This is a genomic window from Microbacterium sp. KSW4-4 (assembly GCF_023091185.1).
In the GTDB taxonomy this organism is placed as follows: Bacteria; Actinomycetota; Actinomycetes; order Actinomycetales; family Microbacteriaceae; genus Microbacterium; species Microbacterium paraoxydans.
Genome location: NZ_JAHWXJ010000002.1, coordinates 1190846 through 1214063, shown reverse-complemented (window position 1 = coordinate 1214063; position 23218 = coordinate 1190846). Strand labels below are relative to the sequence as shown.

13 protein-coding genes and 1 tRNA gene are annotated in these 23218 nt (G+C 71.9%); 5 read left to right on the top strand and 9 right to left on the bottom strand.

Annotated elements, in window-relative coordinates:
• Positions 1-41 precede the first annotated feature (41 nt).
• Positions 42-1601, bottom strand: coding sequence for a S1C family serine protease (locus KZC57_RS15370; RefSeq protein ID WP_247642134.1), 1560 nt, complete (start codon positions 1599-1601; stop codon positions 42-44).
• A 95-nt stretch (positions 1602-1696) separates the two neighbouring features.
• Here KZC57_RS15370 and KZC57_RS15365 point away from each other — a divergent pair, with 95 nt between their 5' ends.
• Positions 1697-2899: an aminotransferase class I/II-fold pyridoxal phosphate-dependent enzyme gene (locus KZC57_RS15365; RefSeq protein WP_247642133.1), complete on the top strand. Its 1203-nt coding sequence runs from the start codon at positions 1697-1699 to the stop codon at positions 2897-2899.
• A 10-nt stretch (positions 2900-2909) separates the two neighbouring features.
• Here KZC57_RS15365 and KZC57_RS15360 read toward each other — a convergent pair whose 3' ends face one another.
• Positions 2910-3719: a carbon-nitrogen hydrolase family protein gene (locus tag KZC57_RS15360; protein WP_247642132.1), complete on the bottom strand. Its 810-nt coding sequence runs from the start codon at positions 3717-3719 to the stop codon at positions 2910-2912.
• Positions 3720-3797: 78 nt separating this feature from the next.
• Between KZC57_RS15360 and KZC57_RS15355 the strand changes: the two genes are divergently transcribed.
• Positions 3798-3871, top strand: a tRNA-Met gene (locus tag KZC57_RS15355).
• An 87-nt stretch (positions 3872-3958) separates the two neighbouring features.
• Complete coding sequence (locus tag KZC57_RS15350; RefSeq protein ID WP_247642131.1) at positions 3959-4834, top strand: aminoglycoside phosphotransferase family protein; 876 nt, start codon at positions 3959-3961, stop codon at positions 4832-4834.
• Between the two features lie 15 nt (positions 4835-4849).
• Here the strand turns inward: KZC57_RS15350 and KZC57_RS15345 are convergent, their stop codons facing one another.
• The 3 genes from KZC57_RS15345 to KZC57_RS15335 form a co-directional block, all read right to left on the bottom strand.
• Positions 4850-5692 (bottom strand): universal stress protein, encoded by an 843-nt coding sequence (locus KZC57_RS15345; RefSeq protein WP_060922960.1) that lies wholly within the window; start codon positions 5690-5692, stop codon positions 4850-4852.
• A gap of 335 nt (positions 5693-6027) precedes the next feature.
• Positions 6028-8934: a UPF0182 family protein gene (locus tag KZC57_RS15340; RefSeq protein WP_060922959.1), complete on the bottom strand. Its 2907-nt coding sequence runs from the start codon at positions 8932-8934 to the stop codon at positions 6028-6030.
• A 74-nt stretch (positions 8935-9008) separates the two neighbouring features.
• Positions 9009-10100: a PDZ domain-containing protein gene (locus KZC57_RS15335; RefSeq protein ID WP_247642130.1), complete on the bottom strand. Its 1092-nt coding sequence runs from the start codon at positions 10098-10100 to the stop codon at positions 9009-9011.
• Positions 10101-10218: 118 nt separating this feature from the next.
• Between KZC57_RS15335 and KZC57_RS15330 the strand changes: the two genes are divergently transcribed.
• Positions 10219-11628 carry a zinc-dependent metalloprotease gene (locus KZC57_RS15330; RefSeq protein ID WP_247642129.1) on the top strand — a complete coding sequence of 470 codons (1410 nt, stop codon included), beginning with the start codon at positions 10219-10221 and terminating at the stop codon, positions 11626-11628.
• Between the two features lie 826 nt (positions 11629-12454).
• On the opposite strand, the gene KZC57_RS15325 is transcribed toward KZC57_RS15330, so the two are convergent.
• Together KZC57_RS15325 and nudC are read right to left on the bottom strand one after the other, a co-directional pair.
• Entirely contained in the window at positions 12455-14176 is a 1722-nt protein-coding gene (locus tag KZC57_RS15325) for an ATP-dependent helicase (protein ID WP_247642128.1), read from the bottom strand.
• The gene (gene nudC / locus KZC57_RS15320; RefSeq protein WP_105949529.1) at positions 14173-15054 is read right to left on the bottom strand and encodes an NAD(+) diphosphatase; all 882 of its coding nucleotides are present in this window, start codon (positions 15052-15054) and stop codon (positions 14173-14175) included. The genes KZC57_RS15325 and nudC overlap by 4 nt, the downstream gene beginning before the upstream one ends.
• Positions 15055-15118: 64 nt before the next feature.
• Here nudC and KZC57_RS15315 point away from each other — a divergent pair, with 64 nt between their 5' ends.
• Positions 15119-16474 (top strand): hypothetical protein, encoded by a 1356-nt coding sequence (locus tag KZC57_RS15315; protein ID WP_247642127.1) that lies wholly within the window; start codon positions 15119-15121, stop codon positions 16472-16474.
• Here the strand turns inward: KZC57_RS15315 and KZC57_RS15310 are convergent.
• Positions 16420-19902, bottom strand: a complete 3483-nt coding sequence (locus KZC57_RS15310; RefSeq protein WP_247642126.1) for an ATP-dependent DNA helicase — start codon at positions 19900-19902, stop codon at positions 16420-16422. The genes KZC57_RS15315 and KZC57_RS15310 overlap by 55 nt on opposite strands.
• Positions 19899-23108 carry an ATP-dependent DNA helicase gene (locus KZC57_RS15305; protein WP_247642125.1) on the bottom strand — a complete coding sequence of 1070 codons (3210 nt, stop codon included), beginning with the start codon at positions 23106-23108 and terminating at the stop codon, positions 19899-19901. The genes KZC57_RS15310 and KZC57_RS15305 overlap by 4 nt, the downstream gene beginning before the upstream one ends.
• Positions 23109-23218 lie beyond the last annotated feature (110 nt).

The following is a 23218-nucleotide window of genomic DNA, read 5'->3' as shown; positions in this document are numbered from 1 at the left end:
GAGCCTATCGCGCGGGTGGCGTCCTTCTCTGACCGTCGGGATCAGCCGGCGAGCGTGCCGAGCGTCACCTCGATCTCACTCTGCTTGCCGTTGCGGACGTAGGTCACGTCGGCCTTGCTTTCGGCCGCCGCCGCGCGCACCTGCGCGGTCAGGTCGGTCGCGCTCGTGATGGGCACCCCGTTGAAGCTCGTCACGACGTCGCCGGCCTGGAGGCCGGCAGCCGCGGCCGCACCCCCGTCGGTGACCTCGGCGATGTACGCACCGGCCTCGGTCGCGCCCTCGACGCCGGAGGCATCACGAACCGACGCGCCCAGCAGGCCGTGGGTGGCCGCGCCGTCGGCGATGATCTCGTCCGCGACGCGCTCGGCGATGTTCGACGGGATGGCGAAGCCGATGCCGATCGAGCCCGACTCCTCGGAGCTGCCCGAGCTCGCGATCGCGACGTTGATGCCGATCAGCTCGCCCTTGCTGTTGACGAGGGCCCCACCCGAGTTGCCGTGGTTGATCGCCGCGTCCGTCTGGATCACCGCGATCGAGATCGACTCGGTGGCCTGCTGCCCGCTGTTGCCGGGGAGATCGAACTGGAACGGCCCCTCGCCCTGGCCGTCCTCCGGCGCCTGCTCCTGCGGGGCGTCCTCGGACGAGGAGTCCGGCAGAGCGGAGGAGGCGATCTGGATGCTGCGGTTCAGTGCGCTCACGATGCCGGTGGTGACCGAGTTCGCGAGTCCCAGCGGGGCGCCGAGAGCTACGGCGGTGTCGCCGACGTTCAGCTTCGACGAGTCTGCGAACTTGATCGGGGTCAGGCCCTCGGCGTCGGTGAGCTTGATCACCGCGAGATCGTAGATGGGGTCGGTGCCGACCACGGTCGCCTCGTAGATGCGGCCATCGGAGGTCGTGACCCGGATCGTCGGGTCCGCCGCCGCCCCGCCGAGCGTGACGACGTGCGTGTTGGTGAGGACGTAGCCGTCCTTGCTGATGATGACGCCCGAGCCGCTGCCGGCCTCCTGGGAGCCGGCGACTTCGATGGTCACGACAGAGGGAAGAGCCTCGGTCGCGACCGCGGTGGTCTCGTTGACCGAGCCGGGGTTGTTCACCGTGACGGTCTGCGGTCCCTGCGCCGACCCGGAGGACGGCGAGTCCTGCAGCCCGGTGAGCAGCGCGCCGCCACCGAAGCCGGCGACGCCACCGACGAGGGCGGCCGCGACGATGAACGCCGCGACGCGGGTGCCGCCGCGCGACTTCTCCTTCGTGGCGGCGGGGGCCGGCTCAGCCGGCGGCACCGTGCCGTCGAGCGGGCGGGTGTCCTGCGCCGGGACGCCGAATGCGGCGCCGGGGACGCCGGCCGCGGTCGGTCCGGGCGCGGCCAGCCCGTGCGGCACGGGGGCCACGGTCGGGGCGCCGGCGGCGTGCGACGCGAACGTCGGCGGCATGTGATGTCCCTGCGGGGCGGCCGGTGCGGAAGCAGCCGGGGCCACGGGGGTACCGTCGGCGGCCTGCGACGACGCACCGGACGCGGTCTCCGGGGTCTGGGGGTTCTGTGCGGCCGACACGGCGTCGTCCGACGCCGGTGCCGGGCGGTCCTGCGGGTTGTCCTGGTTCATGGTGTGCTCCTTCAACGCTCCTCCAGGATGCCCCGCATCCCTGTGCGTTCCTTATGCCGAGCTTGAGTTTCAGCTATGGCCTTAGCCTGTTCTTCATGAGTGTCATCCCCGGCGCATGGCGTCGCACGGCGGCCGGTGCCGGTCTGCTCGACGCGGACGGTTCCGTCGCGCCCACCATCTTCGCAGAGATGTCCGCCGCGGCGGCCCGAACCGGCTCGATCAATCTGGGCCAGGGCTTCCCCGACGAGGACGGCCCGGAGGCGGTGCTCACCGCCGCGCGCGACGCGATCGCCGACGGCCTCAACCAGTACCCGCCGGGACGCGGGTTCCCCGATCTGCTTCTGGCCATCGCGGAGCATCAGCAGCGCTTCTACGGTCTGACGGTCGACCCGGACTCCGAGGTCATCGTGACGGCCGGCGCCACCGAGGCCCTCACCGCGACCCTGCTCGCCCTCATCGACGGGCCGGAGGACGAGGTCGTCGTCTTCGAGCCCTACTACGACTCGTACGCCGCGGCGGTGGCGCTCGCGGGTGCTCGCCTACGGACGGTGCCCCTGCGGGCGCCCGATTTCCAGCCCGACCTGGATCAGCTGGCGGAGGCCGTCACGGACCGGACCAGGGTCATCCTCGTCAACGACCCGCACAACCCCACCGGAGCCGTCTTCGACGAGGAGGTGCGCCGTGAGGTGGTGCGTTTGGCGGCGCGGCACGATGCCGTGATCGTCACGGACGAGGTCTACGAGCACCTCACCTTCCACACCCCGCACGTCCCGATCGCCACCCTGCCCGGTGCCGCGGAGCGGACCCTCACGATCTCGTCGGCGGGGAAGACCTTCTCGACCACGGGGTGGAAGATCGGCTGGGTCCACGGTCCCGCCGCGCTCATCACGGCCGTCCTGACCGTCAAGCAGTACCTCACCTACGTCAACGGCGCCCCGTTCCAGCCCGCCGTCGCCGTCGGGCTCCGCCTCGACGACGCGTTCTTCACGGACGCGGCCGCCGTGCTCGCCCGCAAGCACGGGATCCTCGGCGACGGGCTCCGCGCAGCCGGCTTCACGGTCCACGCACCGCAGGGCGGCTACTTCACGGTGGCCGATGCGACGGCCCTCGGCGGCGCCGATGCGGCGGCCTTCTGCCGTGCCCTCCCGGACCGTGCCGGCGTCGTGGCGATCCCGCTGACCGCCTTCGTGTCCCCCGCGCAGCGTCCGGCGTATGCGGGGCTCGTGCGTTTCGCTGCATGCAAGCGCATCGATGTCCTCGAGGAGGCGGCGGCGCGCCTCGCCGGCCTGAACACGTGAGCGGGTCCGGTCAGCGCGGCACCACAGCGTAGCGACGGGCCCGCAGCGAGGGATTGGTCGCACGGACGCGGGCGATCGCCGCGCCGTCGACCACCCCGAGGGCCACTCCCGGCTCCGGCCCGATGCCCGCGCGGACGGCCCCCTGCGGGTCGACGATGCGTGAGTGCCCCACGCCGATCGGCGCCGGGTGGTCCGCGGCGATCACGAACACCGTGTTCTCGATGGCGCGCGCCGCGAGCAGAGTGGTCCAGTGCTGCTCCTTGAGCGGTCCGCGCACCCACTCCGCCGGCACCACGAGCGCATCGGCGCCGGCGACCGCGAGAAGCCGCGACACCTCGGGGAACCGCAGGTCGTAGCAGGTCATCAGTCCGAAGCGCAATCCGCCGACCTCGAACACCGCGGGCTCGCCGATGTCTCCCGGCTCCACCCAGTCCGACTCGGTCTGCCCGAAAGCGTCGTAGAGGTGCTGCTTGCGGTAGACCGCGAGGATGCCGTCGCCGCGCACGGCGACGACCGTGTTGCGCACGCGCCCCTCGTCCGAGGCCTTCTCCGTGACGCCCGCGACGATGACGACGGCGAGCTCCGCGGCCAGACCGATCAGTCCGGTCACGAACTCGCCGTCGAGATCCTCCGCATTGGCCGCGAGGCGCTCGTCCATCGGATCGACGAAGTAGCTCGAGTACTCAGGGAACACGATCAGCTTCGCCCCGAGCCGTGCGGCCTCCGTCGCCAGCTCCGCGATCCGTTCCCGGTTGGCCTCGCGGGAATCGGTGGGGGCGAACTGGCACACGGCGACGGGTACGGCGGTGTTCTCAGACATGACGCCATCCTCTCGCACCCGCCGGCGCCGCGCTCGATTCGACGCCTCCCCGGATCCGTGATAAGTTATCTCTTGTGCCGCGGGGTGGAGCAGTTCGGTAGCTCGCCGGGCTCATAACCCGGAGGTCGCAGGTTCAAATCCTGTCCCCGCAACAAGGGAAAGGCCCTCTGGCCGGGAGTGATCCCAGGCCGGAGGGCCTTTCGCATAAGGCGGGAGCCGACCTCTGCGAGTATCGAGGGGTGAACCGACCGGTCGACATCGATGAGCGGCTCGTCGCCGACCTCGTCGCGGAGCAGTTCCCCCGCTGGACGCACCTGCCCGTCCGCGCCGTGGCGCGTCAGGGATGGGACAACCGGACGTTCCGTCTCGGTGACGAGTTGTCGGTGCGACTTCCTCGTGCCGAGGGCTACGCCGCGGCCGTGCAGAAGGAGAGCAGAGCGCTCGAGTTCCTCGACGGAAGGCTTCCCGTCGCCGTTCCCTCCGTCGTGGCGCTGGGGGAACCCGGCCGGGGCTACCCGTTTCCGTGGTCGATCCGCCGGTGGCTCGACGGCGACACCGTCGAGCGCGCCGGGGGGCTCGATCGCGTTCGCCTCGCCGCCGATCTCGGGACAGTTCTCCGCACCGTGAGGTCCCTGCCCGTGGACGCGGGTTCGGCGGCCGGGCGGCACTCGTTCTTCCGCGGTTCGCATCCGAGCGTCTACAGCGATGAGGTCGACGCCGCGCTCCAGCGGCTGGACGGCACCGTGGACGCGGGACTCTGCCGGAGCGTCTGGCTCGATGCGACGAGCAGCGCGTGGGAGTCCTCGCCGGTCTGGTTCCACGGCGACGTCGCCGTGGGCAACCTGCTCGTCAGCGACGGCCGCCTGTCGGCGATGATCGACTTCGGCACCTGCGGCGTCGGCGATCCCGCCTGCGACCTCGTCATGGCATGGACGTACTTCGACGGGGATGCGCGCGACGCGTTCCGCGACGCCGTCGACCTGGACGCCGCGACCTGGCGACGGGCTCGCGGCTGGGCACTCTGGAAGGCCCTGGTGACTCTCTCCGACGGGTCAGGGCCGGGCGGCGACGACAGCCGCCGCGTGCTCCACGAGGTGCTGACAAGCCCGCTCTAGGCCTGCGGCCCCCGGTCAGCGCACGACGGCGGTGGGCGCCACGAGCGCCGCGAGCACCTCGTGACTGATGGAGCCGAGCAGGAAACGGGCGACCGCCCCCCGTCCGTGCGAGCCGACCACGGCGAGGCTCGCGGTGGCGGCGGCGCGGTTGATGACCTCGGACGGGTATCCGCGTTCGACCCGGGGCTCGATCTCGAGATCCGGATAGGTCGAGCGCAATCCGCCGAGAGCGACGGCGAGGGTCTCCTCGGACAGCTCCTGCATGGAGGAGAGGTACTGCTCGGGATACGACCTCGCTCCGCGCGGGAGGGGGACGGGAGTCCATACCGTCACCGCGACGAGGGGCTCGCCGAGACGGTCGGCCTCGGCAGCGGCGAAAGCGACGGCAGCCTCCGAGATCGGAGACCCGTCCACCCCGACGACGACACCGCGACGGTCGCTCGTCTCGATGTCGGGGATCACCACGACGGGGCAGGAGGAGTCGGCGACGATGCGCAGCCCATGGGCGCCGCGCCGAGGGCTGTCCGCGTCATCCGGACGGAAGTCGCTTCCGATCACGAGGAGGTTCGCGCCCGCGGTGGTCGACACGAGCTGACGGACAGGGTCGCCGCGGAGCACGACGAGGTCGACGTCCAGGCCCTGATCCTTCAGCGTCTCCGCGTGCTCCTCCAGCAGACTCCGCGCCGCCGCGATCGCGGCGTCCACCACAGGGCCCTCCCCGACGGCGCCGACCGCTCCCCCGACGACGCTCGCGAGGAGCAGAGAGGCCTTCCGCGACCGGGCGCGATGCGCGGCCCATTCCAGTGCTCGTCGTCCCGCCGACGTGTCCACCACTCCCACAACGATGCGCTCAGCCACGACACCCTCCCTGTTTCCCTCCACCCTCCCATGTCATCCCCTCCGCGCGCGACGGTCCGTCCCGGACAAAACCCTCCGCCTACTCAGGCACTCACGCCGACTCAGGCTTCCTGCCCAGAGGTCGCCTGATCTCGCGGGCCCGCCTGCTGCCGCGAGACCGCCTGTCCTGGCGCGCCGCACGCGGACGCAGGCACCCGCGCGGAATCAGGCTCACGTGCAGGGTGTCGCCTGAAGCGGCGCGAGTGCCTGATGCGGCGGACCGGCTTCCGGCGCACGGGTGCCGGGAATGCGAAAGGGCACCCCGTGGGGGTGCCCTTTCGTGTGCGTGGGGAGGATCACTCTCCCGCGGCGGCCTCCAGCTCCAGGAGCTTCTCGACGGCCGCGGTGAGGCGCTTGTCCGCCTCGCCGAACTTCTCCAGGTCGCCCTCGGCGAGAGCCGCCTGGCGGTCGAGCAGCGCCTGCTGCGCCTTCGCCAGAGCGTCGGCCTGCTCATCCGTCGGCGTCGGCGTGGTCGGCGTCTCCCCGGTGTCGGGATCGGTCGTGCCCGGATCGGTGGGTTCGACCTCGTCGTCACCACCGGTCGCGCCGGAGTCGCCGCCGAACAGCGTGTCCAGCGCCTCCGTGAGCGTGTTCTCGAAGGCCACCCGGTCACCGAAGGCGACGAGCACCTTCTGCAGACGCGGCAGCTGCGTCCCCTCGGACGACTGCACGTACACCGGCTGGACGTAGAGCAGACCGCCACCGACGGGCAGGGTCAGCAGGTTGCCGTAGATGACCTCGGACTCCCCCTGCTGGAGCAGGTTGAGCTGCGGGACCACGGCCGTGTCGGAGTTGTAGGTGTTCTGCACCTGACCGGGGCCGGGAACCGTGGTGTCGGTGTCGATCTCGAGCATGCGCAGCTGCCCGTACCCCTCGGCCTTCACGCCCTTCTCGGCGCCGGCATCCGAGTCGACGGCGAGGTAGCCCATCAGCACGTCACGACTGCCGCCCGCGCCCTGGGAAGCGGGGATGAACGTGGAGAACATCGAGAACCGCGGTTCGTCCTGACCCGGCATCTGCATGGTCAGGTAGTACGGCGGCTGCAGCATCGCGTCGCTGCGCGGGTCGTTCGGCGTCTGCCAGCGGTTGTCCTGCTGGGCGAACGAGCCGGCCTTGTCGACGTGGTAGATGCCGAGGATGTCGCGCTGCACCTTGAACAGATCGGTCGGGTACCGGACGTGGCTCATGAGCTCGCCGGACATCTCGCTGATCGGCTTGAGGGTGGACGGGTAGACCTTCTGCCAGGTCTTCAGGACCGGGTCCTCCTCGTCCCAGGCGTACAGCGTGACCGAGCCGTCGTAGGCGTCGACCGTGGCCTTGACCGAGTTGCGGATGTAGTTGATGTCGTCGATCGCGAGCGACGGCGTCGGGACGTTCGAGTCGGCGATCGCGTCGGACAGGCTCACGCTCGTCGAGTACGGGTAGGTCGAGCTCGTCGTGTAGCCGTCCACGATCCAGACGATGCGGCCGTCCACGACGCTCGGGTACGGGTCGCTGTCGAGCTCGAGGTACGGCGCGACCTTCTGCACGCGCGTCGTCGGGTCGCGGTCGTAGAGGATCTGCGAGTCCTCGTTGACGAGGTTCGAGAACAGGATCTGCTCCGACTGGAACTTGAGCGCGTAGAGCAGCTTGGTGAAGCTGTCGCCGATCTTCGGCCCGCCGTTCCCGGAGAACGTCGTCTTCGTCTCGCTCGAGCCGTCCTTGCCCCGCGGGTAGTCGATCTCGACCGGGTCGGCCCCCTCCGGGGCGCCGACGATGGAGTACTCCGGGGAGTTCTCGCCGAAGTAGACCCGCGGCTCGAAGTCACCCTGCTCGGACAGGAAGCCCGAGGTGGGGATGCCGCGCTCGAGGAAGACGGGCTCGCCGTCGGTCGTGCGCTGGTTGCCCGCCGCGGCGACGAGGCCGTAGCCGTGCGTGTAGACCGCGACCCGGTTGTTCCAGTTGTCGCCGTCGCCGAGACCCGACATGTCGAGGTCGCGGACGGAGACGACCGTGTCCTGCTTCACCCCGTCGATCTCGTAGCGGTCGACGTCCATGTTGGTCTGGAACTGGTAGTAGCCGCGATACTGCTCGAGCTGGCGGACCGTCGGCGGGATGACCTTCGGGTCCATGATGCGGATCGATGCGGTGGTCTCGGCGTCGGCGCGGAGCTGCCCCGCCTCGGCGTCGGTCTCGGCCTCGAAAGCCGTGGTCTCCAGGTCGGCGACGCCGTAGGCCTCCTTCGTGCCGTCGATGTTCCGCTGGTAGTACTCGGCCTGATAGGCGTTCTGGTTCGGCTTCACCTGGAAGGTGGTGACCACCCAGGGGTAGCCGATGCCGATGACGAGCGAGGCCACGATCAGCAGCGCGGTCGCCGCGAGCGGGAAGCGCCAGCGGCCGATGACGGCCGTGACGAAGAAGAGGATGGCCACGACGGCGGCGATGATCGCGAGGATGCCGAGGCCGGGGATGGTCGCGTTGGCGCCCGTGTAGGCGGCACCGGTGATCCGGTCGTCCGGCTCGACGAGGGTCTTGTAGCGGTCCAGCCACAGGCTCGCCGCCTGCACGAGCAGGTACAGGCCCGCGATGACCGCGAGCTGGATGCGGGCCGGCTTCGAGATGCGCAGCTCGCCCTGGCCGATGCGCACGGAGCCGTAGAGGTAGGACACGAGCGCGGTGACGAGAAGGCTCAGCAGCAGGACCGCCGAGACGAACGCGAGGAGGATCGAGTAGAACGGCATCGCGAACATGTAGAACCCGGTGTCGACCTTGAACTGCGGGTCGACCTCACCGGTCGCGACGCCGTTGGCCCAGAGCCACACGGTCTTCCAGTTGCCGGCCGCCGCGAACCCCGCGAAGAGGCCGAAGAAGATGGGCATGCCCCACATCGCGAGGCGGCGCAGCGGCTCGATGACCTCCTGGTAGCGGTCGAGCTGCGAGCTCAGCCGGACGTAGACCGGACGCAGCCGGTAGGCGAGCTGGATGACGACGAACAGCGGAACCGCCATGCCGAGGAAGCCGATGACGAACATCACCGCCGTCGCGATCCACTGCGTGGTGAGCACGCCGGTGAACCCGACCTGGTCGAACCAGAGGAATTCGGTGTAGAGCGACGCGAAGACGAAGAACGCCGCGATGAGCGCGGCGATGATCACCAGGGAGATTCCGAGGATGCGTCGGGAGGTTCGAGGCGTGGCCGGGGGCTGGGCTGGGGTCGAGGTCACCCCTCCATCCTAGGCACCGCTCGCTGTGGGCGGGCTGTCACACCGGTCACGGCGGGGTCACGACCCGCGCCGGCTCAGGTGGCCGGGACGTCGCAGGTCGGCAGGGCGTCGACGTCGCCGTCCTCGGCGATGACCTCCAGCGCCGCGAGCGATTCCTCGAGGGTCGCAGTGCGGATGACCTGCAGGCCGTCCGGCACGTGCCCCACGACCTCATCGCAGTTGGCCTCCGGCGCGAGGAAGTAGTCCGCACCGGCGTCGCGAGCGCCGTAGAGCTTCTGGCGGATGCCGCCGATCGGGCCGACGGTCCCCTCGGCATCGATCGTCCCGGTGCCCGCGACCTCCTTGCCGCCGTTCAGCTCGCCCGGCGTCAGGGTGTCGATGATCCCGAGGGCGAACATCATCCCCGCGCTGGGGCCGCCGACGTTGTCGAGCTGGATCGTGACGTCGACCTCGAAGTCGTAGTCGGTGCGCAGGGTGATGCCGATGAGCCACGACGTCGTGCCTTCCTGGGTCTGCTCCTCCGGCGTGATCTCGACCGTCTGCTCGTCGCCGTCACGGCGCACCGTGAGTGCCACCGGATCGCCGCCCGCCTCCTGGATGGCTTCGCGGAGTGCAGTCGCCGAGGTGACGGGCGTGCCGTCGATCGCGGTGATCACGTCATCCGCCTGCAGCAGGCCGTCGGCCGGCGACCCTTCGACGGCATCGACCACCACGACCTCGGCTCCGGTGTCGTAGCCGAGCTCGTTCAGCGCGGCGGCCGTCGCCTCGTGCTGCGAGTCGACCATGAGCATCGCGTTGCGCTCGTCCCGCTGCTCGGTGGTGACGCCCTCGGGGAAGACCGCGTCCAGCGGCACAACGGCCCGCGACGCGTCCATCCACGCGAGAGCGAGCTCGAACCAGCTCGGCGTCCGTTCCCGGTTGCCGACCACCTGGACGGTCGTCAGGTCGAGCGTGCCGCCCGTCTCGTACGTCTCGGTCCCCTCGACGCTGATGAGCGGGACCTGCTCACCGTCGGCGTTCTTCGCCGTGCCGAGGGTGTCGTATACGGGGCCGGGACGCTGGATCACATACGGCGACGGCAGGAAGGTGAGGACGGCGAGCGCGGCGAGCGCGACCACCAGTGCCCAGACACCGAGTCCGAGCTTCCCTGCGCGCGGTCGTTCCACAGCAATCCTCCGTCGTTCGCGAGCGGCGTACAGCGATCTGCCCGCTTCGGGGTCGCGCACTGAAACCTGTGACTAGCGTAGATGCCACGGCTTCAGACGTGCTGAGAGGGCGAGCGACATGGCAGACAACGAACCGAACCCGGAGGACTTCCAGGAGTTCCTGCGACGGATGCTCTCGAACCAGGGCGGCGGAGACATCGACCCCGAGGCGCTGCGCGACGCGTTCCAGGGAATGGACGGCTTCACCTTCGACCCGGCGATGATGCAGACGATCATGGCGCAGCTTCAGGGCACCTTCGGCGGCGACCCGTGGGAGAACTCCCTGCGGCAGGCCCTGCACATCGCGAACCGCGAGGGCCAGGGCATCGGAGACGGCTCGCGGTCCTCCCTCGCCGACTCGTTCGCTCTCGCCGGCCTCTGGCTGGGCGAGGCGACCACCATCTCCGAGCTCGCGGACCCGCCGGTGGCGATGACCCGCGGCGAATGGGTCGAGAAGACGCTCCCGGTGTGGAAAGAGATCGCGGACCCCGTGTCCACCAGCATCGCCGACGCGCTGACGGCTGCCCTCGACACCCAGGTGCCGGAGGAGATGCGCGGCGTGGTGCAGGGTGCGGGACGCCTGATGCGAGGCCTCGGCGGCTCGGTGTTCGCCGCCCAGTTCGGGCAGGTGCTCGGCAACCTCTCCCTCGAGGTCGTGTCCGGCGGCGATGTCGGCATCCCCGTGCTGCCGGCGGGCACGGCCGCCGTGATCCCGCAGAACCTCACCGCTTTCGGGGAGGGGCTCGAGATCCCCGAGGATCAGATCGCCCTCTACGTGGCGACGCGCGAGCTCGCCTACGCCCGCCTGTACCGGCACGCCAAGTGGCTGCACCTGCATGTGATGGCGCAGATCACCGACTTCGCTCGGGGCGTCACGGTCGACGTCGACGCTCTGGAGGATGTGGCGAGCCGCCTCGACCCCTCGAACCCCGAGGAGCTGCGCGCGGCGATCGAGGGCGGTGCCCTGCTGCCCACGCAGACCGAGGCGCAGCGCGAAGCCCTCGCCCGGCTGGAGAACCTGATCGCGACGATCGACGGGTGGGTCGACGTCGTCACCGCGGACGCCACCTCCCGGCTGCCGGACGGGGGCAGGATCGCCGAGGCGGCGCGGCGTCGGCGCGCGGTCGGCGGTCCCGCCGAGGATGCCCTGGGCGCGCTGGTCGGGCTCAAGATCCGACCACGGCGCATCCGTGAAGCCTCGGCCATGTGGCGTGCGGTCACCGACGCGGTCGGTGTCGCGGCCCGGGACTCCCTGTGGGACTACCCGGACCTCATGCCCACCGCAGAGGACATCGACGACCCGACAGCGCTGATCGCCCGCCTGCAGGCCGCTGAGCGCGGCGAGCAGCCGGAGGCCGACGAGTTCGACGAGGCCCTTGCCCGCCTGCTGGACGGCGACGACTTCTCAGAACAGACGCCCGCCGAAGGCGACGACGCGGCGCCCGACGGCGACGCCGGCGACGATCCGGAAGGCGGGCGTCCGGTCTGAGTCCGTCTCAGCCGAGCCGGGGAGCACGATCACTCCTTCTCCCCGACCTCGGGCGGGACGCCGACTTCTCCACCGATCCCTCGAATCGACCTGCGCTCCCTCGGTGATCCGCAGAATCGAGAGGTGCCGCTCACCCCGACGACCCTGACCCGTCTCGACCCCGCGCTGCCGCTGCTCTGGCGAGACGGAACGACCCTCCAGGTGGGCGACGACCCCGCCATCCGCATCACCGCGTCCGCGCCGTGGGTCGAACGGCTCCTCAGCCGCATGCGTCGAGGATTCCGGCGCAGCGCCTTCGACGTCGTCGCCCATCGCGCGGGCGCACCGCGGGAGGACGCCCGCCGACTGTTGGCCGTCCTCGAACCGGCCTTGCAGGACGAGCCCGTCCGCCCGCGCGCCGCCCGGGTCTCCGCGCTCGGGCTCACCGACACCCGCGCCGAGGGGCGGCTGTGCGAGACGCTGGCCGACGAGGGGGTCCCGCTCGCATCGGACGAGGCACCGGCCTCGACCACGGTCGCCGTCCTCCTCGTCCCCGGCGCGGCCGCGGCCGTGCAGTTCGCGCCGTTCCTCCGGACCGACCGTTCGCATCTGCCGATCGCCATCGAGCCGGCGCGCATCACGGTGGGACCGCTCGTCTCCCCCGGGCTCACCCCGTGTCTGAGCTGCCGGGATGCCGAGGACACGGCGCGCGACCCTGCGTGGCCGCTGATCCATGCTCAGCTCGTGGGCCGCGACCCCGGGCGCATCACGCTCGCCAGGGTGGCGTCGGCCGGCGCCGTCGCGGCGCACCTCCTGGCCGCGGCCGATCCGGCGCGCATCGCCAGGATCAGCGCGGACGGCGCGATCGTGTGGCGTTCGGTGCGGTTTCGCGCAGAATGCCTGTGCCGCGACCCGTCGTCCCCATCTCCGCCAGGAACCGGGACGGCGCCCGTTCGCCGCGCCCTGCCGACCGCGCCCACGAGAGCTCCAGCGTGCGCGCAGCCCGCGTGATCCCGACATACGCGAGGCGTCGCTCCTCATCGACGGCCTCGAACGTCGTCGCGTACGAGATGGGGAGAGACCCCTCCGCCCACCCGGCGAGATAGACGTGCGGCCACTCGAGGCCCTTCGCCGCATGCAGGGTCGAGAGGGTCACCGTCCGCATGGTCGGCTCGTGCTGATCCTTGGCACGGGCCATGAGCTCGTCGCTGAACGACCGGAGCGTCGTCTCCGGACTCGCTTCCTCGGCAAGGCGCAGGATGGCGCGACGCGCTTCCCAGCCGTCGCGCTGCGCTCCCCCGGCCGTCGGCGGCTCCTCGGTCAGCCCCAGCTCCCGAAGCACGCGCCGTACCCCGGGCAGGAATCCGTGCTCGGTCGGCGCGACGGCGGCAGCTCGGAGCGCGAGGATCGCCTGACGCACCTCCGGCATGGCGAAGAACCGCGTGCCGCCGAGCACCGAGGTGGCGATCCCCTCGGCGGCGAGCGCCTGCTGCAGCACCGCGGACTGCGCGTGGGCCCGGTACAGCACGGCGATCTCGGCCGGCGAGGCGCCGTCGGCGATGCGGGCGGCGACGCCGGCCGCGATGCCTGCGGCCTCCTCGGCCTCCGAGTCGTAGACCGTGATCGTCGGCGGCTCGGCGGTGAACTGCTCCCGGGCAGGGATCAGCTCCAGCGCCCCGGGGCGACCGCGCATCAGCGCGTTGGCCGCCGTCAGGATGGGAGCCTGCGACCGATAGTTGGTCTCCAGTCGTACGACGGTCGCGTCCGGATGCCGCCGTTCGAACTCGAGCAGGAACCGCTGGTCGGCTCCGGCGAAGGAGTAGATCGTCTGGCTGGCATCACCGACGACACAGATGTCGTGACGATCCCCCAGCCACAGCTCCAGAAGCCGGTTCTGCAGCGGCGACACGTCTTGGAACTCGTCGACGGTGAAGTGCCGGTACTGCTCGTGGACGGCGGCTGCGACGCGCGGCTCGGTCTCCAGCATCCCCGCGCACGCGAGCAGCACGTCCTCGAAGTCCAGTTGGTGACGCTCGTCCTTGAGCGCCTCGTAGCCGCGCATCAACTCCACGAGCTGCGTGGGGTCGACCCCGCTGACCGGGCGTCCGAGCTCGGCATACCGGTCGATCGAGATCATCGACACCTTCCGCCACTCGATCTCCGACGCGATGTCACGCAGGGTCGCCGTTCGAGGACGCAGGCGGATGGCGTCGGCGGCCTGGCCGAGCATGCGCACCTTGTTGTCGATGATCGACGGCGCGGGAGCCCCCGCCAACGTGGGCCAGAAGAAGTTGAGCTGCGCGAGAGCGGCGGCATGGAAGGTGCGAGCGGCGACACCCTCGATCCCCAGGGCACGGAGGCGGCCGCGGAGCTCGCCGGCGGCCTTCGCGGTGAAGGTCACCGCCATCACGCGCGACGGAGAATAGGCACCGGTGTCCACCCCGTGCGCGATGCGGTGGGTGATGACCCTGGTCTTGCCCGTACCGGCCCCCGCGAGCACCGCCACCGGTCCTCGCAGCACCGATGCGGCCGCTCGCTGCCGCTCGTCGAGGGCATCGAGTGCGCTCACGGGCGATCCTCGAACCAGTCGACGATGAGAGCGCGCGCGATCGACGCGGGCCCCGGCAGCCCGACGGGGCCGTCCCCGGCGAGCGCGGAACCGATCTCCGCCCGTGTGAACCAGCGCACGTCGATGATCTCCTCACCGTCGGCCCTGGCCGCCGATTCGTCCTCCACGACGGCACGGAAGCCGACCATGAGCGACCGCGGGAACGGCCACGGCTGCGAGGAGACATAGCGGAGGGCCGACAGCCGCACGCCGGACTCCTCCTCGATCTCCCGGTGCACGGTGGCTTCGAGGGACTCCCCCGCCTCGGTGAAACCCGCGAAGCAGGAGTACATGCGTCCGCCCCAGTTGGCGTTGGCGCCGAGCAGCAGCCGCTCGCCGTCCGCGCTCTCGACGGCGACGATCACGGCAGGATCGGTCCGCGGGAAGTGCTCGCGCCCGCACACCAGGCACCGCCGAGACCAGCCCGCGTTGCGCAGCTCCGTCCCTCCGCCGCAGGTGGGGCAGAACGGGGCGTCGCGGAGCCAGCCGGCCAGGGCGACGGCAGCGACCAGGACCTCGGACTCCGCCGCGTCCAGGCGCCCGCCGAGGTCGCGGAGCCCGAGCCAGATCTCGTCGGGCGCGGTGTCGAGGGCATCGGTCTCCGGCGGCAGCGCGGCGAGCAGGAGCGCCGTGCCGTCGGCATCCCGGCCGAGCAGCGCCCATGTCCCGTCCGCGACCTCGTCCGCGGAGACGCGCAGCAGCGCGGAGGCCGCCACACGCACACGTCCCTCCCGGACGACGACGACGCGCGAGCCCGCGTCGTCGCGCAGACGCTCGAGCACGCCCTCCTCCTCGCGGAGTTCGGCGGCGCGGTCGAAGAACGGGCGCGGAATGCTCATCGACTCCCCCTTTCACGGGCGTGGCGGAGGCGGGACCGCCCCTGAGCCGACCTACCCTGGGGGCATGGGACGCTCTCCATTCACTCTAGCCGCGGCGGTGACGGCCGCACTTCCCGGCGCGGAGGTCACGGGCACCCGGGCGCTCACCGCGGGCGGCGACGGGCGCTTCGACTCCGCCGTCGCCTCCCTCGCCGACGGCCGGGAACTCGCGATCCGCGTGGCGGACGACGACGACGCGGCGCGGGAGCTGGCGGCAGAGGCCCTGGCGCTGCGCGCCCTCACCGACGGCGCGCGTGCCATGCTGCCGTTCCGCGCCCCCGGCTACATCGGCGAGACCAGGGTGGGCGAAGGGCGCGCGCTCGTGACCGAGCTGCTCCCCGGCTTCCAGATCGAGGCGTCGATGGTGCCAGCCGGACGCGGCGCGGCGGAATCCATGGGAGCCGCGATCGCCGCCGTGCACGGGCTGCCGACGTCGGTCGTCCGCGGCGCCGGACTCGTGATGCGCAGCGCCGAGGAGAGCCGCGCCGAACTGGAGCGGCTCGTCGACACCGCGGCCGCCACCGGACGCGTCCCCGCCCGCCTCACGGTGAGGTGGCGGGATGCCGTCGCCGACGACGACCTCTGGCGCTTCGAGTCGACGGTCGTCCTCGGCGGCGCGCAGGCGACGTCCTTCCTCTTCGACGACCACCCCGAGCGCGGCCCCGAGGTCACCGGCGTGATCGGCTGGCACGGTCTCGCGGTCGGCGATCCGGCACTCGATCTCTCCTGGCTGTCCGCGGCTCCCGACGCGGCGGCCGACGTGCACGGCGCCTACGCCCGCACCATGGACCGCACTCCCGACGCCGGGCTCGAGGTTCGCGCGCGCCTGCTCGCCGAACTGGAGTTCGCGCGCTGGCTCGTCCACGGCGACGCCTTGCGGCGCGAGGACATCGTGGAGGATGCCGCGGCTCTGCTCGAGGCTCTGGCCGACGGCCTGCGCCATGACGACCTCGGCGTGCCCGGCGATCGTCGCTCGGACGTCGACTCCGCGATGGACGCCCTCGACCGCGTGCCGGTGGCGGCCGCTCCAGAGGTGGACACCTCGATGCAGACCGACGCCTACAACCCCGAAGAGCTCTGGGCGGCGGAGACGGACGACGCGGACCGCGACGCGCCGGCCGACGTGTCGGCCGACCTGGATGTGCCTGCGGGTGCACCGTCGCAACCCGACGCGGAGCACCGCGCCGCGGTGGCGAGCATCGAGACCGAGGACCTCTCCGGCGTCGCACACGCGTTCGCCGAGACGCGAGGGGGCGGACGAAGCGAGTCCTCCGCCTCCGCCTTCGCCTCGTCCCCGGCCGCGGACGACGACGACTCCGAAGAGGCTCAGCGCGCGGCGCGGGCGGCGCTCCAGCGCTGGAAGAGCTCCTCCTCGGAGTAGACGCGATCCCCGCGGATGACGAGGTCATCGGCCACGTAGTACAGCGCCACGTCGATCTCCTCCAGCGGGACGCCGAAGCGCCGATGGTACGCGAGCCGATAGAGGGCGAGCTGCAGCATCCGCTCCTCGCGCTCCTGTGGCGTCCGTGGCGCCCGCCCGGTCTTCCAGTCCACGATCTCGATCCGTCCGCCGCGGTCGGCGCGTCGGTACACCGCGTCGAGCTTGCAGATGACGATGTGCGCGTCCGCGCCTGAGTGCAGCCCCGGAAGGCCGGCTCCCAGCGCGAAGTCGATCTCGATCTCCACGGCGAGCGGCTGCAACGGTCCCCACTCGCTCCGCTCGAATGTCTCCTGCAGCGCAGCGAGGTCGGCGGCGTCCGCCGCAGCCCCGGATGCGGAAGCGCCCGGGGTGCTGTCGCCCTCGGGCTCGTCCTCGTCGATCTCCCAGAGCGCCTCGTCGACCCGGGTTCCCACACCGACGAGTTCGGAGCGCTGCTCGACCCACGCGTGGAACAGGGTCCCCAGACGGGTCTGACGGTACGGACGCTCCGGCATCGGACGCACGAGCGAGGAGAGGGTGCCGGTGTAGTCGGTGACGTAGTCCTTGAACCGCGACGCGGGAACCCGGGTCGGGGCTTGCGCGTCCGTCCCGCGTTGGCGGGCCGCGCGCTCGTCCAGCAGCCGACGCAGTTCCTCCGTCGGCACGACGGCGTCGTCCTGGAGGGCCTCTTCGACGACTGCGGCCGCGGCACCGACCACCCCGCGCCGTCCTCCGAGCGGATCGAGCGGCCAGTGCAGCGTGGCCCCGGGGCCGTCGTACGGGTTCTCGTCCGGATCGACCGGCGGGATCTCGTCGAGCCCGAGGACGTCGATGGCCTCCAGCAGGTACGGACTCGGGGTGCGTGGTGCCTTCTGACCCGCCCAGTGCGCCCCGCTGAGCAGCAGGTCGCTCTTCGCTCGGGTGATCGCCACGTAGGCGAGACGGCGCTCCTCCTGCCGCTGGTACTCCCGGTAGGCGTCCTTGAACCGCTTGAGCGCGCCGCCGTGCGGGTTCGCCTTCGTCGCGCCGCCCGACAGCGACGCCTGGGCGAGCTTCTGCCGCTTGCCGGGGTCGGTCTCGCCCTCCATCGCCTCCTCCGGATCCCAGACGAAGCGCGGAAGCGCGTCGCGGTCTCCGCGCAGCGCGAAGGGCACCACGCCGAACCCGAACCACCCGGAGGTGTCGGACACCCGCCCCGGCAGCTCGTCGACGACGAGGCGCACGACGGCGACGGCATCCCACTCCAGGCCCTTCGATCCGTGGATCGTGAGCAGCTGCACGACGCCGGCCTCCGGCGGCTCCGGACGGGGCATGAGCTCGTCGGTGCTCTCCGCCTTGTCGAGCCAGGCCAGCAGGCTGCCGATGGTGCCGCGTTCGTCGGCGGCGAGGAACGCCCGCACCTCGTCGGCGAACGCCCGCAACTGTGTGGCTGCGACCCGCGCAGGTCCTCGGGTCTCGTTGGCGGCGAGCTCGATGTCCAACCGCAGCTCCAGCTCGATGAGTCGGATGAGCTCCGGGATGGGCTGGGACGATGCGCGACGAAGGCGTTCCAGCATCTCCCCCGCGGACCGGATCCGGGCGCGCCCCTCCGGGGTGATGCCCTCCAGCAGGCGATAGTCGTCGCGCACCGCGCGCACGATGTCGACCGCGTCCACGATGGAGACGGCCTCGTCGGCGCCACGGGACGAGCGCAGCCGCGCCCGCACCTCCTCGGGTAGGGGCATGAGGGCGGTGTCGCGCTCCGCGATCGCCCGTCCCAGCTCGTAGAGCGCGGCCATGTCCGCCACCCCGACCCCGAAGCGGGGGCCGGTGAGGAGCCGGATCAGCGCCGAGCCGGCCGTCGGATCGTGCACCACCCGCAGCGTCGAGACCACGTCCACGACCTCGGGCGTGGCGAGGAGTCCGCCCAGCCCGAGGATGCGGTGCGGAATCCCCCGCGCAGCGAGCGCGCCTGCGAAGGTCTGCATGTGGCGCTTGGACCGGAACAGGATCGCGCCGGTGTGCGGGGAAGTCGAGGTCTCGTCATGGGCGGCGCGGCGCTCGGCGAACCAGGCCGCGACCTCGGCGGCCTCGTCGTCGACGGTGAACGGGTAGCGCACGGCGACCGTGCCCTCCCCCGCACCCGGCCGCGGCTCCAGCGGCGGGACGTCGAGTCCCGGACGCTGGAGCGGCTCGAGCACCCGGTTGGCGACGTCGAGGATGCCCCGGTCGTTGCGCCAGCTCGTCATGAGGCTGTAGGTGCGCACGTCGCCCGTGCTCGAGAAGGACCGGGGGAACGCGTAGAGGTTGTCGGCGCTGGCCCCGCGCCAGCCGTAGATCGACTGATGCGGATCGCCGACGGCCATCACGGCCGTGTCGCGGAACAGCTCCGCGAGGAAGCGGGTCTGGATCACGGAGGTGTCCTGGTACTCGTCCAGCAGCACGACGCGGTGCTGTTCGCGGAGCTCGGCGCGGACGTCCGGGGCCGATTCGACGATGTCGTACGCGCCGGACACCTGGTCGGCGAAGTCGAGCACTCCGCGCCGGTCCTTCTCGGCGATGTAGTCCCGGACGAGACGGGTCAGGGTCGACAGACTCCGGAGGTTGACCGCCGCCTTCTCGACGTCGGCGTGGGAGCGGTAGGGCTCGAACGCCGCGGCCTGCGCCGCGGCGAGGCGCTCCGCCTCCGCGAGGTCGACCCGGTGATCGAGGGCCTCGCCGGCGAGCCGCTGCACGGCGTCGATGACCGTTCCCAGGGCGTAGTCGACCTCCTCCAGCTCCGGCAGGTCGCTGCGGAGCACGACCTCGCGCGCCAGCATCCAGGACGCCGCCTGGCTGAGCATCGCCACATCGGGGTCCCGGCCGATGCGCGCGGCGTGCTCGCGGACGATGCCGTCCGCGAAGGCGTTGTAGGTCGATACGCGAGGACGGATGAGGAGGTCCTCGGCCGTGCGGACCGCACCGGACTGCCCGCCCGTGCCGTAGTGCCGCGCGAGGTCATCGAGGACGTGGGCGCGCACGAGTTCACGCTGCCGCCCCGGCGCGGCCTCCGCCACGCGGCGCAGCGCCTCTCCGGCGACGATCTCCGGGAGATGCGGGAGCAGACCCCGCCGACCGTATTCGTCGACGACCGCGAGGCGGGCGCCGATGCGCTCCGCCAGCTCCCCCGCCGCCTTGCGGGTGAACGTGAGTCCGAGGACTTCGTCCCGGCGGACGAGCCCGTTCGCGACGAGCCAGACCACCCGGGCCGACATGGTCTCCGTCTTGCCGCTGCCGGCTCCGGCGACGACGAGGGCGGGCTCGAGAGGAGCCTCGATCACCTGCTGCTGGGCGGGCGTCGGGGTCGGGAGTCCGAGCGCGGCGGCGATGTCGGTCGCCGAGAGCACGGCGCCCGGGGTTCCTGCGGTCATGCGCTCACCGCCGGCACGGTGTGGATCCGGCAGGGATGCACCCGGCGCTGCGTGTCCGCGCAGTGCGCCTCGACCTGGGCCGTGAAGCTCGCCGCCGACATGCCGCGGGCGACCTCGGCGACCCGGTTCAGGAACTGCGACCGCGCCTCGGCGTCCAGCGCGTGCTGGTGCGCGACGCGGTAGTCGCTCTTGGCCAGCGTCTTCGAGACGATGACGAGACGTGCGCCCCCGAGCGAGCCCGGCGCGGCCCCCGGCACGAGGCCCTCCTGCACCGCGATCTGATAGGCCGCGAGCTGGGCATGATCGACCACGCCGCCGTCCGACTCCGGATCGGTCTTCCCGGTCTTGAGGTCGACGACCACCGTGGTCCCCTCCGGCCCGCCGGACATCGACCGCCAGCCGCGTCCTCGGGCCGGGCCGTGCTCACCCGCCCCGGGCGGGTACGCCTCGACCCGGTCGATGTAGCCGTGCACGATGGCACGGTGACCGCGGTCCTCTCCCACCGGGTGCACGGTCGGCTCGGCGGTCTCGCCGGACACGTCGACGGCGAACCGGAACTCCACCTCGCTGCCGAGGATGCGACCGCCGTCTCGCCTCACCTCGCCGAGGTAGCTGTGCAACCGGTCGATGAACAGGTCGGCGCGACGACGCTCCTTGCGACCGATCCACGCCGTCTCGAAGTCGAGCTCCGGCCAGTGCTCCTCGACGATCTCGCGCATGCGCTCGAGGTCGCCGTCCGGTACGCGCTCCATCGCCTCGTGGACGATCGTGCCGATACCGGCCGTCGGCGGCATGACCGTATCGCCTCCGAGGGCCGAGACGACCCAGTTGAGCCCGCACTCCTCGTACGACTCCACGGCCGAGGGCGACACCCGTGCTCCGTTCGCGGCGAGATCGCGCAGCGGCGCGGCCGTCGACGGCGCCGTGACCCCGTACCAGTCGTGCGGATGCGCTCCCGGCACCCCCTCCCTCGCCAGGACGGCGAGCTGGGCGGCGGCCTCGCGCTGCGCCGGTTCGGAGTGAGCCGTGGTGAGCACCCGGCGGTACCGCGCGACCAGCCCGCGCAAAGTGAGGGGGTGCTCTGCGGAGGGATGGCGCTCGGACGGCTGCGGCGCGGGAAGGAAGCCGAAGAAGGCGCTGGGCGTCAGATCGTCGTCGTCGACGGCGGTGATGAGCAGCCGGTGGCGGGCGCGCGAGATCGCCCGTACGAACAGCCGCAGCTCGTCGTGGAGCGCGGCGCGACGCCGGTCGAGGACGTCCGGCACCTCGGCCGGCAGGCCGGAGCGAGCCGCGGTCAGCGCGTCCGCCAGCCGCCAGGTCTGCAGGAGCCCGCCGCGCAGTCGCACGTTGGGCCAGACGCCGTCCTGGACCCCGGCGACGACCACGGCGTCGAACTCCGTCCCGAGCGCGGTGGCCGGCGTGAGCAGCGTGACCGTGCCCGGCCGCTCGGGCGACGACAGCGTGTCTTCCGGCACCTCGCTGTCGAGGATGTCGCGCACGAAGACCTCGGGGCGCTCGTTCGGGGTGCGCTCGACGAAGCGCTTGGCCGCGTCGAAGAGGGCCACGAGGGCGTCGAGCGACCGTGCCGTCTCGGCGCCGGTGGGCAGCAGCGAGATCTCCCGCCACGCGACGTGCAGCCGCCGCCCGTCGACGGCCCTGGCCTGCTCCCAGATGCGCCACAGGAGGTCATGGATCGTCTCTCCCTCCGCCGCGGCACGGACGACGCCCGCTACGGTCTCGGCGAAGCGCTCGGCAGTCCGTGACTCCGGTGCATCGATGAGGGTGAGGGTGGCCGGTGCCGACATCGCCGCGCGCAGGAGCTCGCGCGCCGGAGTCGACCCGCCCTGGCCGAGTTCGAGGTGACGGAGCCGCGCGCGCAGCCGACGGAGCGCGATCGCGTCCATGCCGCCGAAGGGTGTGCGCAGCGCCTCCTCCCAGGCCTGCACCGTGCGCTCTTCGTCCGGGGTCAACGCGAGCCGCACGATGCCGACGATGTCGCGCACGATCCCCTCGCTGCCGAGCGGGCGCTGCACCCCCGCGGCCCTCGTCGGGATCTCGCGCGCGGCGAGCTCGGTCTCGAGGGCTGTCACCTGACGGGTGTCATGGGCGATGACCGCCATCCGCTCCCAGGGGATTCCGGCCCGGAGATGCCAGTCGCGCATGACCCCGGCGATCCGGTCGAACTCCTCGTAGGGGGACGGGGCGAGGAACGTCGACACCTCCGCCTCGTCGTCCTCCGCCGCCGGTGCCGGCGCCCGCCGGTGCTCGACCCGTCCGGACACCCCGATCGCCTGCGTCACCGTGCGCGTCAGCGCGGTCAGCAGGGGGCGCTGGCGGTGCGCGCCGTCGAGCACGTGCACGGCGCCGAGCGCGCCGGTGAGCTGCGCGAACAGCTCGGGACTGGCCCCGCGAAAGGCACCGGAGGAGATGTCGGGGTCGCCGAAGGCCTGCACGGCGATGCCGCGGTCGAGGAGCGCGCGCACCACGCCGATCCCGCCGCGCGTCAGCTCCTGGGCGTCGTCGATGAGCACCACGCGCAGTGGTGCCAGCGCTCCGAGCGTCGCGGCGTCCGCCGTACGGAGGATCCCCGCCGCCTCACCGAGGAGGTCGGCGGCGTCGCGGTGGGCGGACCGCAAGGCGTCGAGCACGGTGCGGTACTCCTCCACGAAGTCGGCGGCCGCTGTCCAGACCGCATCGCCGGTGGCACGCAGTTCCGCCGGGCTCGCCCCCAGCTCCGTGCACTCCGCGAGGAAGGCGCGCAGCTCGGAGCGGAAGCCCTTCGAGGCGCGGACCGGCTCGCTGAGCGCCGGGGGCCAGGAGATCCGGCCGTCTTCGACGTCGCCCGCCAGCAGCTCGGCGATGATGCGATCCTGGTCGGCGCCGGTGAGCAGCGCCGGCGGCTCGGCCCCTTCGCGGACCATCGCCCCGCGGACCAGCTGGAACGCGAACGACCCGAGCGAGCGGGCCAGTGGCCCTGGCGTCGCCTGGCCGATGCGCACGCCGATGCGGTCGCGCAGCGCGGTGGCCGCCTGCCGGCTCGGGGTGAGCGCCAGCACCTCCTCCGGCCGCAGTCCCTCGACCTCGAGGAGCTGCACGACCCGGTCGACGAGCGTGCGCGTCTTACCCGTGCCGGGGGCGCCGATCACGACGCCGGACGCGGTCGGCGGCGCCGTGATCACGGCTCGCTGGGCGGCATCCGACAACATCCCTCCACGCTATCGGGAGGCGCGGACATCGACGTCGAAGGCGACGCTCGTCGCGGGTTGTGCGCTCAGGGCGAAACGGCCGCCGTCGCCGGTCTCCGCCGCCGGCTGCG

Excerpts from the sequence above, each read along its gene's own strand:
- KZC57_RS15360 (WP_247642132.1), bottom strand. The coding sequence starts at position 3,719 with ATGTCTGAGAACACCGCCGTACCCGTCGCCGTGTGCCAGTTCGCCCCC.
- KZC57_RS15310 (WP_247642126.1), bottom strand. The coding sequence starts at position 19,902 with ATGACCGCAGGAACCCCGGGCGCCGTGCTCTCGGCGACCGACATCGCC.
- KZC57_RS15365 (WP_247642133.1), top strand. The coding sequence starts at position 1,697 with ATGAGTGTCATCCCCGGCGCATGGCGTCGCACGGCGGCCGGTGCCGGT.
- KZC57_RS15305 (WP_247642125.1), bottom strand. The coding sequence starts at position 23,108 with ATGTTGTCGGATGCCGCCCAGCGAGCCGTGATCACGGCGCCGCCGACC.
- KZC57_RS15330 (WP_247642129.1), top strand. The coding sequence starts at position 10,219 with ATGGCAGACAACGAACCGAACCCGGAGGACTTCCAGGAGTTCCTGCGA.
- nudC (WP_105949529.1), bottom strand. The coding sequence starts at position 15,054 with ATGAGCATTCCGCGCCCGTTCTTCGACCGCGCCGCCGAACTCCGCGAG.
- KZC57_RS15315 (WP_247642127.1), top strand. The coding sequence starts at position 15,119 with ATGGGACGCTCTCCATTCACTCTAGCCGCGGCGGTGACGGCCGCACTT.
- KZC57_RS15370 (WP_247642134.1), bottom strand. The coding sequence starts at position 1,601 with ATGAACCAGGACAACCCGCAGGACCGCCCGGCACCGGCGTCGGACGAC.